We start from the raw sequence: 12,973 nt of genomic DNA on the forward strand, positions 1-12,973 counted from the left end.
CCATGTCAGAACTATCCACTCAAGTGGCCGGAAATTCTGCAATGCATGCCGGCTCCGCTCAGACTCTGTCCTCAAACCGTGGGATGGATGACGTAACCAATAAACTCAAGCAACTGTGGTCAAGCAGCCAACGTAACTTGGTGCTGTCTGCGGTTTTAGCGGCCATTGTTGCGGCTATCATCGTGGTAGCGCTTTGGAGTTCTTCGCAAAGTTTCCGCCCGCTTTATAGTCAGCAAGAGCGTTTTGATATCGGCGAAATTGTGTCGGTATTAGAAACTGAAGGCATCAGCTACCGCATGCAAGAGCAAAATGGCCAAGTATTGGTTCCAGAAGGTGAAGTCGCCCGTATCCGTATGTTGCTTGCGTCGAAAGGTGTCAAAGCCAAACTGCCAACCGGTCTGGATTCATTGAAAGAAGACAGCTCACTGGGTACGAGTCAGTTTATGGAAACGGCGCGTTACCGCCATGGTTTAGAAGGTGAGTTAGTGCGTACTATCATGTCGCTGAATGCGGTAGCCAACGCGCGTGTGCACTTAGCGATTCCTCGTCAAACCTTGTTCGTGCGCCAAAACACGGAAAACCCTTCGGCTTCTGTTATGTTAGAACTCAAGCCGGGTGAAGATCTTAAGCCAGAACAGGTGGAAGCGATCATCAATTTAGTGGTTGGCAGTGTCACGGCAATGAAGCCTGAATTTGTTTCAGTGATTGACCAATACGGCCGACTACTGAGTGCCGACGTCGCCTCTGCCGAGGCCGGTAAAGTCAACGCGAAGTACCTTGAATACCAAAAGAGTGTTGAGAAGCAGATTATCCAACGTGCGGCGGACATGCTAACGCCAATCGTGGGGCCAAGTAACTTCCGCGTACAAGTTGCGGCGGACATGAACTTTAGCCAAGTCGAGGAAACCCAAGAGATCCTTGATAACGCGCCAGTGGTTCGTAACGAGCACACGATTCAAAACAATTCCGTTGATCAAATTGCACTAGGTATTCCTGGCTCGCTGAGCAACCAACCGCCAGTAACCGGTGAAACCCCAACCAACGATAGCCAGAACACCAATGCCCGTTCAGAAATCAACCGTCAGTATGCGGTTGGAAGTAGCGTGCGTCGTACTCAGTACCAGCAAGGCCAAATCGAAAAGTTGAGCGTTTCTGTATTGCTTAACTCGCAAGCGGCACCAGACGGCGTTGCTTGGAGTGAAGCGGACAAAACTCAGATCTCAACCATGATCATGGACGCAGTGGGTATCTCAAATACTCGTGGTGACAGCCTAAGTTTGATGAGCTTTAACTTCACTCCGATTGAGATTGATGCGCCGCCAGCACTGCCTTGGTGGCAAGATCCGACGGTACAGCAGCCACTGCGCTACGTAATTGGCGGCATGCTGGGCTTAGCGATGATCTTCTTCGTACTTCGTCCTTTGATCATGCACTTAACGGGGGCGGACAAACCAGCACCAGAGCTTGAATTTGCTGAGCCACAAGTGGAGCCGGAATACGACAACCTTCAGACACGTGAAGAGCGTGAGCGAGAAGAAGTGCTTAACCGCAAACTGTCGGAGAAAGGCATTGCCGTGTCGTCTGGCTTGGATGTAAACAGCGACATGCTGCCGCCAGCAGGCTCTCCACTCGAGATTCAATTGAAACACCTACAGCTTATTGCTAACGAAGAGCCAGAGCGTGTAGCCGAAATTCTGAAACAATGGGTAAACATCAATGAACACAGCGCAGTCGACGTCAAAGCAGACGCTTAGTTATGTAGAACAAACCGCACTTGTGCTGTTGGGCATGGGTGAAGATGCGGCAGCCAAAGTGTTGCAGCACTTCAGCCGAGATGAAACCCAACGTGTCACACGTGCAATGGCGAAGTTGAATGGCATTAAGAGTGATTCTGCACGAGGTGTGATTCAACATTTCTTCGAAGATTTTCGTGAACACAGCGGTATTCGTGGTGCGTCAAAAGAGTACTTATCGAATACACTTCGCAAAGCCTTGGGGAATGACCTAGCGAAAGGCTTACTCAACAATCTGTATGGCGATGAAATTCGCAACAACATGCAGCGTTTACAATGGGTAGAAGCAGAAACGTTGGCGCGCTTTATTGTCAATGAACACCCTCAGATGCAAGCTATTTTCTTGGCCTATTTGCCAGCAGACAGCTCTTCGGCGGTCTTAAAGCATCTACCTCAGGATTACCACGATGAAATCTTGTTCCGCATCGCTCAATTGCAAGATATCGACCATCAAGTGGCGAACGATCTGCATGAACTGGTGGAGCGCTGCATCGAGAAAGTGTCTGCAAGTCAAAGCACACCGCTCTCGGGTGTGAAGCAAGCTGCAGACATCATTAACCGATTCGAAGGTGATCGCGCATCCTTGATGGAAATGCTCAAGTTGCACGACGAAAACGTGGTCAACGAAATCGAAGAGAATATGTTCGACTTTATGGTGCTTGGCCGTCAGCGCGAAGAAACCATGGATGCGCTTGTTCAGCAAATCCCGTTGGAATTGTGGGCGGTGGCATTAAAAGGCTCCGAGATTACCTTGCAGCAAACTATCAAACGTTCAATGCCACAACGCATGGCGAAAGCATTGGAAGACGATATGGAGCTGCGCGGTGCTGTGGTATTGAGCCGAGTACAGCGCGCTCGCCAAGATATTATGCAGCTGGTTCGTGAGCTTGATGAAGCGGGCGAAATCCAATTGCTGCTTTATGAAGAGCAGACGGTGGAGTAAGGCAATGGCAGAAAGAGCAACCAACACCATGCGCTTGCCACCGAGTGGCTACCGTTTACATCGTTTTCCACCGCTAGCCCAGCCAGTGAATATTGAAGATGATTTCGCGCTAGACAACCAAGGTTGGCAAGATACCCAAGCGGATATCCAACAGCAGCTTGAAGCAGGCTTCCAACAAGGTTTGCAGCAAGGCCATGATGAAGGGTTACGTCAGGGGCTCGACCAAGGAAAACAACAAGGATTGCTTGAAGGGCAGAAAGAAGGCTTCCAGAAGGGATTCATCTCTGGTGAGCAATCTGGTAAGCAAAGTTTTGTTGAAGCGGCGAAGCCCGTCAATGAGCTGTTTCAAGCCTTATCTCGTTGGCAAAATGACAAAGAGCAGCAGCAGCGTCATATGATTTGTGAGCTGGTGCAGAAGGTGGCGCAGCAAGTAATTCGCGCGGAGCTTACCTTGATGCCGCAACAGATTCTGGCTCTTGTTGATGAAACCTTGTCAGCCATGCCGGGTAAAGCGGAGAGCGTGATCGTTCATCTTAATCCTCAGGATTTGGAGCGCATTACACAAATCAATGCTGACCTACCAACGGCTTGGAAGTTAGTGGCAAATGCGGAGCTACCGGTCGGTGGGTGCCAACTTGTGACAGAAGACGCAGAAGCAGACGCAAGCTGCGATTCACGCCTGCAAGCCTGCATGGATAACGTAAAACAGCATTTGCTCGATGAAGTCTCGATGCCACAAGTAGAGACTGAGCATGAGTAATACATTGAGCCATGAACTGCTAAACGAGAGATTGAGTGATGCGTTGGCGTCGCTCGATTCGATTCCTGTTGCGCGAGTGACGGGACGTTTGATTAAAGTGAACGGCTTAATGCTGCAAGCCGTCGGGTGCCGATTCAAACTTGAACAGCGTTGCTTAGTGGAAACGGCAGAAGGCGACATGATCGAGGCACAAGTGGTTGGCTTTGATCATACTGTGGCCTACTTAATGCCAATTCGTCGCTTAGGTGGCTTGTTCGCTGGCGCCAAGGTGATTCCCCTTGATGGCGACAGTACGGTTCAACTCAGTTCACAATGGCTAGGGCGTGTAGTGAATGGGCTTGGCGAACCTTTTGATGACGGTACGCCGCTTAAGGGGGGAGATCGTGTTTCACTTGAACCTAAACCGATCAACCCACTTAAGCGTCGTCCTGTTGATACGCCTTTAGACGTTGGCGTCCGCGCGATCAATGGTTTGCTCACCGTGGGCAAGGGACAACGCATCGGCTTAATGGCCGGTAGTGGCGTCGGTAAAAGTGTCCTAATGGGTATGATCACTCAGAACACCGAGGCCGATGTGATTGTGGTGGGCTTGATTGGCGAACGTGGTCGAGAGGTTCGTGAGTTTGTTGAGCGAAACCTCACTCCAGAGGCGCGTAAGAAAGCCATTATTGTTGCTGCGCCAGCCGACGAATCTCCGCTCATGCGACTGCGTGCGACACTACTTTGTCACCGTGTGGCGGAGTATTTTCGCGACCAAGGTAAAGACGTCTTACTGCTGATGGACTCATTGACGCGTTACGCCATGGCACAACGTGAAATTGCCCTTTCCTTAGGTGAACCACCTGCATCACGTGGTTATCCGCCTTCGGTATTCAGCGTATTACCTCAGCTTCTTGAGCGAGCAGGTAACAGCGAAAACCCCCACGGCAGTTTAACTGCGATCTATACCGTTCTCGCCGAGGGGGATGATCAACAAGATCCAGTGGTGGATTCGGCGCGTGCAATTCTAGATGGACACGTGGTGTTGTCTCGTCAACTGGCTGAGCAAGGCCATTATCCAGCGATTGATATCAACGCCTCCATCAGTCGTTGTATGAACGCTTGTACCCATGAAGCGCACAGTACGATTGCGAATAACTTCCGTCAGCTTTATTCCAACTATCTGCAAGTGAAAGAGTTATTGCCTCTTGGTGGTTACCAACCAGGGCAAGATCCTGAACTGGATCAGTCGGTTTCTATGTATCCGCATTTACGTGCTTATTTACAACAGTCAGCCAATGAAGCGGTAGACTATCCAACCAGTTTGACGGCGTTAGCGCAGATGTTTCAAAGCGAGCAGTAATCGCTGCTTGATAAGCGGATTAAGGAATTAGATGGAATCGAAACTTAAGGCGGTGGGCAAGCTGCAATTGATGGAAGAGAAGCAGCGAGACAAAGTTGGGCAGCAACTTGATGTCATGCGCCAGCGTCACTCCCACCTTTCAATGCAGCTAGCGCAACTTTCTGCCTTGAAGAACCACGCCGGACAATCCGCTTTAACCACGCCTGTGCTGAATAGTGCTGCGCTGATGAATCTTAATCGAGTTGACCAAATGCTACAAAAGATGTTGCGCCACCACGAACACGAACAAGCGGTGATGCAGGCAGAATGTGCGTCGGTGCAAAAACATCTCGAATACAAACATGCCCGAGTTCAAGGCTTGGAGAAGGTGTTGGAACGTTGGCGCACTAAGCAAAACTACGAAAAAGCCAAGAAAGAACAAAAGCTGATTGAAGATATCATCAACTCTCGCTTAAAGCGCAAAGCCTTATAGCATCTCCAACTCTGGCTGTTGAGCTTTGTGTGAAGCCTTAAATAGCTCGTCTAAATACTCGCTCAAAGGCATCGGTTTCGCGACCCCATAACCTTGCGCAAAGTCGATGCCTAAACCTCTTAATATCGCAATGTGTGCGGTGCTCTCGACAAACTCTGCCACTGTTTCTAAATGCATTTCTTTTGCGACCGTTGCGATAGAGCTGACGATCAAACGGTCGGTCTCATTCTGCGTAATCTCACGAACAAACGCTCCTTCAATTTTAAGAATATCCAGTGGCAATCTGCGCAAGTACGCGAAGCTAGCGTAGCCTGTTCCAAAGTCATCTATCGCGATTTTGCAGCCCTGATTTCGCAAGTAATTCAAGGTTGCAATGGCTTGCTGTTCATTGATCAGGGCGGACGATTCAGTTATCTCAAAGCAAATCTTATTTAAGGGGATAGAGAAGCTTTGGGCGCTTTCAATAATGCGCGCTGCAAGGTTTTCGGCACTGAGTGTTTTGGCGGTTAAGTTGATCGCACAGTGGCCAATCTCATCCCAATTCTTAACCTTATCACTCAGCATTCGGAAGGTATTGAGAATAACCCAATGGTCGAGTTTGAGCTCCAATCCAAACTGATTAATCAATGGGAAAAATGCCGAAGGTGGTAGAACTTGACCATCACGCTCTTTTAGGCGAAGAAGTACTTCAAAGCTGTGTTTAGATGGCTCAGATTCAGAAAGCTTCATGTATGGTTGGCAGAACAACTCAAACTGCTCGCTCTTAAATACCTGTTGAATGTGATTGAGTTTGTCCACGCGGTCCATTTCAAAAGATTGAATGTTGACCCAATGGATGCTGCTGTCATTCTGTGGTGGCTGATCGCACAGAATCGACACCACTTTCTCAATGTCTTGGTCTTGGCTAACGAGCGTGCAGAAGATGGTCGGCGACACCAATGCGACGGATGTGCCTCGCCAGTAGAATTGGAAGCTCTCTAAGTACTCGGCGACTTCGTTAAGGTCATCCTCTGCAGTATCTGAGTAATGGGTAAAGCTCAACAGCCCTGTAGAGAAAGGCGGGCGATAGCAGCGATTGATGCTGTTGTTTCGTGAGTACAAAAACTCACTGAGTTGCATGATGAGCTGAGATTTTCCTTCATGCCCTAAATCGGTCAACATCGATAGCGTTGGCGTTAAGTCAAGGTAGATCAACAAGGAACGAGATTGATGACTGATGTCCTCTTTCAACTGAGCGATGTTTGAAAGCCCTGAATATGGGTCGATACGTTCTGAGCGGATTTGTCTTTGTGTCATCTCAAACAGTTTCACTGAGTAGCCGCCAAGTAGGTAAGCTAACGTAGTGAGCACGGTAATGATGATCAGTAAGCCGTAGAACTGTTTGTCTCCAATCAGTCCTTCATTGAAGTGACGAATACCGTCATTAAGGATCAACAAAATAAACGGCGAGCCGACAAAGAGCGGGCGAATCAAGCCGTGTTTTGCTAAACCAACCACGACAAGCAAGACGGCGAAGAAGCTCAGTGAATTGAGCATAAATGAAGAAGAAGAGAGTGCAGCAGCAAAGAAAATCGCAATGCAACTTACCAACCAAGTTATGTAGCTTTGACAACGGTTGTTAGAGACCCTTAAACGTTTATCCAGTGCGAGATAGGACTGGGTATCGGTGTCGGTCAACAAGCTGACCACCACGTACAAGATTGGCGTGACCAGCAATTGAGTTAAGTAGTTACCTAACGTGGCATAAAACAGAAAATCGGCACTCAAGAACTGGCCATCAACGAAGGTGTTAACCAACATCATCTTGATGGTATTAACGAACGGAAACAAACAACCAATAATGATGAAAAACAGGCTTATCCGTCGTGCAGCAGGTTGATGAAGTGAGCGACTGTTGAGGTAGTGAAATAAGCTTGAAAACGCAAAAGGCAGTATGGGAACCGTGAGGGAATAGAGCAAGGCGTGCTCAACGCTTCGACCCGTAAAGAAGTAATAGGCCATCAAGCTCAATACAATCGCAGGTAAAGCTCGCCATTGGTAACGTAAAAAACTCACCACCATTACTGAGCTGACTACCGATATAAGCTGGAATGCATCTTTTTCAATGACGAACATTTGCGACAGTGCAAATCCGGCAAATACGGACAGGGTGACGCCAAGAGTCAGAAACAGCATCGCTTTGATTCGGCGAGCCGATGCAGCTTTATTCATGAGTTTGATCTGAAAATGGTTGGATAGCCGATAATAACAGTATTATCGGCTTGAGATGAACTGGAAAATTACGTGGCTTAGAGTTTTTATTCTAAAAATTGTAACTAAGGATAAAGTTACGTGCTACAAAGACTTACGTCGTCTTGTCCAAGCCAGTAGGCCTCCTAAAGCGACCCAACCAAATCCGATAGAACCCCCATCACTGCCGTTATCACCGAAGTCATTACTTGTGGTGTCTTCTGGGTCAAAACCTGAATCTCCTTCACTGTGATAATCTTCGGTCGTGGCTAATGCGGCATCGTAAGTAGTCTTTGTGCCAGCGCTGGTTTGTGCCTCAATCCAAGGGGTGTAATTCAATACTTCAGTAAATACGCTAGGAATGGCAGGAGATTCGCAAACTGATGAGCCGTAACTAACGATGCCGATTTGTTGATAATTACCGCTACCATCTTGATACGTTAACGGGCCGCCGGAATCACCACTACATATTCCCGTGTAAGCTCGGTTTGGGAAGCCGTTGGCACACAAACTTTCTTGAGAGTTAAAGCCTGAAACCAGTGAAGAGCATTGTGAATCTGTGAGAGGTTGGATTTCTGCCCAGCGCAGGTAATTCGGCCCTGTCGCATCGTTGGTCGAGGTTTGACCAAGCCCAAAGATTTGGAACACTGACCGATTACTGTAGTCGCCAAAGTCCTGTGGCAAAGTGATGGATTGGACGTTGTCTGTGATAGGTCGGGTTAGTTCCAATATCGCGATGTCATTGATCCACAAGTCACTTGCGTTGTAATCGGGATGAATCGTGATAGAGCGTACGTCTTTGAACTCTTCGACAAACACATCATCCATGGTTGGGTTTTTGACTAACACGCGAAGATCATTGATTGTCCACCCGTCGGTGAATACGTCCGATTCTACACAGTGTGCAGCCGTCATGATGTACCTGTCATTGACGATCGTACCGCCACAGATGTTGGCAAATTGACTTGAGCCAGTGCGGTGCAGTATCAGGCGTGCAAAGAAGGGGAGTTGATTCGCAGACGCTTGTTGCCCGCCAATAATAAACGTTTTTAAATCAGGGTCGTTGCCGCTACTGGCGGTTTCTGCAGTTCCAGACAGTGGCACCATGAGTAAAACGCCACTCATTAAGACATGATACAACCTCATAAAGCCATCCTTGGGTTTTCAAAGTACTCTTCTTACTTTATACCAATTCCGGCATTAATCTATTCACTTAAGAAACGAATAATTTTAATAAAGCCTATAGGTTACTCAAAGGGTTGTATATTGCTCTGACCAAACTCTTGTCGCAGCCAAGAGCGTAACAAGTGAAACGCCTCATGTTTGAGTTTGTGCGGCGGACAGACAAAGTAAAACTGCTGATAAGGATTGATGATTGGCTGGCCTAATTCTACGAGTTGGCCGTATTTGATGTCATCTTTTACAAATAGACGGTGCGTTACCAACAAGCCTAGTCGTCGGGTTGTTGCTTGCACGGCCTGAATCGACATATCAAAGGTCACCGGCTTTTTCCCTTTTGGACGTTCTATGCCGGTTTCTTCTTGCCAAACTTGCCAGTCGTGTTTTCGGCGATCATTGGTAACTTCGATAATGGGGTAGGTGTTCAGAAGTTCTGGAATGTCATATAGGGCAGAGTGTTCGAGTAGTTCAGGGCTGCACACCAAGACCAACTCATCTTCACTCAACTTCTCACAATAGTAGTCTTGCCATTCAAGAGGGCTACCGTGCACTAAGGCTGCATCAATGCCTTCTTGTTCCAAACTGAATTGACCAATGAGATTAGATAAGCGGATATCTAGTTGCGGGGCGAACTCTTGCAGACTCGACATTCGAGGTATCCACCAATGCAGGGCCAGCGAGTTGACCATATTAAAGGTAATGCGCTTGGAATTTTGGTCATGAATCAGCGCTTCTGTGGCATCGACAATCTGCTCAAGTGCCGGTGCGACTTTACGATAGTATTTTTTCCCTTCGTTATTGAGACGAACTTGGCGACCAACCCGATCAAACAGAGGCTTGTTCACTTGGCTTTCTAGGGATTTGATGGCTTGGCTAACCGCAGAGTGGCTTACAGAGAGCAGTTGAGCCGCTTCTGTCATGCTGCCAGTCTCTGCTACCGCAACAAAGGCATAGATCGACTTCAGTGGGACTAATTTGCGCATAGTGTCTTCACTCCAATTACCTTTGTAGTTAGCGGTAAGCTGATTCTTAATCTGTAAGTTTTTCTTACATTAGCGTTTAAAATAACTCGCTATTTCTGATGAACGCCTTTGCTTAAAATACTCCATGAATTAAGGAGTATCCAATGAAAGTCGAAAATAAACCCGTCATCTTTATGCTGATGTCTACATTAAGCTTATCTGTTACTGGACTGCTAGCGAAGCAGCTTAGTGATGATCTTTCGGTGACCCTATTCAGTTTCTTGCGCTTTTTCACTCCGGCTTTGATTTTATTGGTCATGCTGCGCTTCAAAAACCTGACTCTCCCTACTGGCAAGACTTTTAAACCCATTTTACTTCGTGCCTTTTGTATTGGTATGTGTCAGTTGTGCTTTATCGCTTCTTTGCAAACGCTCACCCTAGTCGAAGGTGTGGTGTTGTTTGCGACAGGGCCTTTGTTTATGCCTATCGTAGAAAAACTCTTTATGCGTGGACAAATTAGAATGTCGACCATAGTGGCATTGGTTATGGCATTCACTGGTGTGATTCTGTTGGCTGGCGCAGATGGTGAATTTACATGGCGAGTCGACCTGTTATTGGGCTTGGCTGGTGGCTTGTTTAACTCAGGCTCGCAGCTGACACTCTATAAAGCCAGTAAAAGTGACCTGTCGCCATTAGAAATCAACTTCTGGACATTCGGTTGTGCTGCTTTACTGATATTGCCACTGATGCTTTTCAACGATACAAGTGTGTTATTGCACTCGCTTTCACTCCACGGGTTTGAAACACCGAATACATTGCTTGTCTTTTTGATGTCTCTTTTGATCATCAATACACAGGTATTTCGTTCGAAAGCGTATCAATTGGCCAGCAGTGGCTCTCAACTTGCACCGCTGATTTTCACCAATCTACTGTTTACCGCAGTATGGCAATGGATGTTTTTCGATGACCAAATGAGCCACAGACAAATATTCGGAATAAGCCTTATTGTGCTAGCTACGATATTAAACACATGTTGGGTTCGGTTCTCTGTATTTTTAGATAATAGAAAGCATCGTAATGAACGATATGATTTTAAAACAATAGGAAAAAATCAATAGAGTTTAATGCTCAGGTTAAATTCCCCTCATCTTATAAAGATTGTATATCAATTGATATGTTTAATTATTAGCACGAGCGTATGACTATTGATGCAGTTGCTAACTAATTGACTTTATAAATTAGTGTAAGATCTATGTATGAAATTGATCTGTTTGAACGGATGGTTTCAGTATAGTCACTAGTATTATTTTTATTAATATCTACTGGTTTCTTGACTAAATAATTATAAAGATAGAGTGGTAGAATGTATGGAATATAACTTTGAGCGAGACTTGGCACATTGGTTAGAAGCAAAGGAAATCTCAAGGAAGGAACTCATCGCTATTTTACAACAAGCATATTATGAGGAGTTTGGGGGATTAGATTCGATAACGCTGAGTCGCTGGTTAACCGGTAAGGTGGTACCCCCGTTATACAAACAATTTCTTATTGCTAAATGTCTTGACTATGATTTGAGAGAGATCATCTTAAATATTAATGTCGACGAATTGAAGAGTCCTTCGAGATATACCACCATATTAACTAACTTGGTTAAGGCTTTTGATTTTTCTTTAACGGCACTATCGTACAAAAGCGTACCTGAAAAAGTAACTAGTGAGATAAGATCTCATACTTACTATGACCATATTGAATTATTTGATGAATTCTATGGAAACCTATCTGCTATAAGTGGTTTTTTATCAGAACTTTATTCCCTTAAATCAGAGGTTAAATATAAGTGTATTTTACTTAAAAATGGAGAGGGCGAAGTTATTGGGCATTGGGCTGGTATTTTGAATCTTGAAAAAATAGATAACTTGCCTTCCTTTATTCCTATCCCTGAAGATGAAGTTAAGCGTAGTTGCCTAGTTAAGTTAGGGCATGCAATGAATTCTAATCATTTTTTTGAACTCGTTGTTCAGGCTATTTGCTATTACTTGCTTAACCATTTCAAAAGTAAAGATTATGTTTATATTTTTATTGCAGGATATCCAGTGCTTGAATTTGCAAGAAAAGTTTTTAATGCAAAAGAAGTAAAATATTACCCTCCTGTAAATGGATCTCAAAAAATGGGGCTTTATCTTGTAAAAATAAATATTATAAAAGCAATTTCAAACCCTATATTAATTCCAAAAATAAAGAAAAAGCTCAAATGTCTACAATCTTGTGATTTTGTTGATTGTAACTTGTGCAATCTTAGGGATTTCCGACAGTAGTATTTCTCTTACAAATTTACAAAAACAGTGGAATATAAAAAACCTTGTAGTCCCCAGAAAGTAACGTCATTTTTCATTATTTGCTTACGTGCTGCTTTAGTTTCGACGCGCTCAATTATTAATTTTGTGCGCGTTTTTTTACTTAGCTCAATCACCTTACTGTAATGGTCTGCTTCAGTTGAGTGCTCTACTTTGAGAAACTGATAAAAGCCAGATAAAAGTTCTTTTTCCCGAAAATCAGAATCTAAGTCGTAGTCGTCAGCTGCTAACATAACCTTCTGTTTTTGTAGAAACTCAAATCCTTTTCTTATCTCAGAACAACTTTTACATGAATCTCTTTCTGTAATTTCTACAACTAAGTTAGCTTTTAGCTCCTCTAAGCTTTTCTTGAGAATGACGATATCGCACAGCAGATATTTGTCACAAAGATTACTGCGCTCTAGGTTAATGAACAGATGTTTTCCTTTAAAATCATCAGAATAGCGATTGATGTAGCGATCTAGCCTTGCAACTAACGCACGACTCATATGAGGATATTTGATCTCCGTAGAGTATACCTCTTCCGCTGCTTGCTTAGATAGAGTTCTGGGATCAATTAGCACTTCGAAACCCAAGTTATTACCTTTAATATCAACGATTTCTTGTAATTTATAATTGATATCGATAAGACTTATACCGTTGCTTTTGTTTAAGTAATCTTCAATTAGAAAACACATGTTTTATTTTTCCATTTTCTTGAACATGATAGTGAGGAACTCCATCTCTTCATCAGAGATAAGAGGCTCCTCATCAACCAGTTCTTTCCTTCTAAACTCGATAAAGCCTTTAATTTCCCGCAACTGCTCCGGTTTCATTTCAGTTATACGTTGTTTTATGTATTGAAATTCGCCGTTTTCTAAGCCATTCATGTGCTGCCTGTTGTTAGTGTTTCTCTACATTTATATTCCAATCACTTTGGAAACAGTTTAATTAAAAGGC

The 12,973-nt window shown here is 45.0% G+C and carries 12 protein-coding genes; 7 read left to right on the plus strand and 5 right to left on the minus strand.

Annotated features, from left to right (window positions below):
* Positions 1-2: 2 nt before the first annotated feature.
* The 5 genes from fliF to fliJ are packed head-to-tail and all read left to right on the plus strand — an operon-like array spanning position 3 to position 5,310.
* Positions 3-1,754, plus strand: coding sequence for a flagellar basal-body MS-ring/collar protein FliF (gene fliF, locus KIT90_RS03190; RefSeq protein ID WP_199454000.1), 1,752 nt, complete (start codon positions 3-5; stop codon positions 1,752-1,754).
* The gene (locus tag KIT90_RS03195; protein ID WP_009704996.1) at positions 1,717-2,736 is read left to right on the plus strand and encodes a flagellar motor switch protein FliG; all 1,020 of its coding nucleotides are present in this window, start codon (positions 1,717-1,719) and stop codon (positions 2,734-2,736) included. Before fliF ends, KIT90_RS03195 begins: the two co-directional genes overlap by 38 nt.
* A 4-nt stretch (positions 2,737-2,740) precedes the next feature.
* On the plus strand, positions 2,741-3,496 hold the full coding sequence (gene fliH / locus KIT90_RS03200) for a flagellar assembly protein FliH (RefSeq protein WP_039987483.1): 756 nt from the start codon (positions 2,741-2,743) through the stop codon (positions 3,494-3,496).
* Positions 3,489-4,838 (plus strand): flagellar protein export ATPase FliI, encoded by a 1,350-nt coding sequence (fliI, locus tag KIT90_RS03205; RefSeq protein WP_285375203.1) that lies wholly within the window; start codon positions 3,489-3,491, stop codon positions 4,836-4,838. The genes fliH and fliI overlap by 8 nt, the downstream gene beginning before the upstream one ends.
* A 31-nt stretch (positions 4,839-4,869) precedes the next feature.
* Positions 4,870-5,310: a flagellar export protein FliJ gene (gene fliJ, locus KIT90_RS03210; protein ID WP_039987486.1), complete on the plus strand. Its 441-nt coding sequence runs from the start codon at positions 4,870-4,872 to the stop codon at positions 5,308-5,310.
* Here the strand turns inward: fliJ and KIT90_RS03215 are convergent.
* The 3 genes from KIT90_RS03215 to KIT90_RS03225 all read right to left on the minus strand — a co-directional run bounded on the left by KIT90_RS03215 (position 5,305) and on the right by KIT90_RS03225 (position 9,701).
* Positions 5,305-7,521 (minus strand): EAL domain-containing protein, encoded by a 2,217-nt coding sequence (locus tag KIT90_RS03215; protein ID WP_285375205.1) that lies wholly within the window; start codon positions 7,519-7,521, stop codon positions 5,305-5,307. The genes fliJ and KIT90_RS03215 overlap by 6 nt on opposite strands.
* 123 nt (positions 7,522-7,644) lie before the next feature.
* On the minus strand, positions 7,645-8,685 hold the full coding sequence (locus tag KIT90_RS03220; protein ID WP_171370751.1) for a trypsin-like serine protease: 1,041 nt from the start codon (positions 8,683-8,685) through the stop codon (positions 7,645-7,647).
* A 101-nt stretch (positions 8,686-8,786) separates the two neighbouring features.
* The gene (locus KIT90_RS03225) at positions 8,787-9,701 is read right to left on the minus strand and encodes a LysR substrate-binding domain-containing protein (RefSeq protein ID WP_285375211.1); all 915 of its coding nucleotides are present in this window, start codon (positions 9,699-9,701) and stop codon (positions 8,787-8,789) included.
* Positions 9,702-9,844: 143 nt separating this feature from the next.
* Between KIT90_RS03225 and KIT90_RS03230 the strand changes: the two genes are divergently transcribed.
* Both KIT90_RS03230 and KIT90_RS03235 read left to right on the plus strand, forming a co-directional pair.
* The gene (locus tag KIT90_RS03230) at positions 9,845-10,798 is read left to right on the plus strand and encodes a DMT family transporter (protein ID WP_285375214.1); all 954 of its coding nucleotides are present in this window, start codon (positions 9,845-9,847) and stop codon (positions 10,796-10,798) included.
* A gap of 249 nt (positions 10,799-11,047) precedes the next feature.
* The gene (locus KIT90_RS03235) at positions 11,048-11,995 is read left to right on the plus strand and encodes a hypothetical protein (RefSeq protein WP_054824247.1); all 948 of its coding nucleotides are present in this window, start codon (positions 11,048-11,050) and stop codon (positions 11,993-11,995) included.
* An 8-nt stretch (positions 11,996-12,003) separates the two neighbouring features.
* On the opposite strand, the gene KIT90_RS03240 is transcribed toward KIT90_RS03235, so the two are convergent.
* Together KIT90_RS03240 and KIT90_RS03245 are read right to left on the minus strand one after the other, a co-directional pair.
* The gene (locus tag KIT90_RS03240; RefSeq protein ID WP_285375219.1) at positions 12,004-12,711 is read right to left on the minus strand and encodes an EAL domain-containing protein; all 708 of its coding nucleotides are present in this window, start codon (positions 12,709-12,711) and stop codon (positions 12,004-12,006) included.
* Between the two features lie 3 nt (positions 12,712-12,714).
* Positions 12,715-12,903, minus strand: a complete 189-nt coding sequence (locus KIT90_RS03245) for a hypothetical protein (RefSeq protein ID WP_009704986.1) — start codon at positions 12,901-12,903, stop codon at positions 12,715-12,717.
* Positions 12,904-12,973 lie beyond the last annotated feature (70 nt).

Origin of the sequence: Vibrio sp. B172a (assembly GCF_030248355.1) — a bacterium.
In the GTDB taxonomy this organism is placed as follows: Bacteria; Pseudomonadota; Gammaproteobacteria; order Enterobacterales; family Vibrionaceae; genus Vibrio; species Vibrio owensii.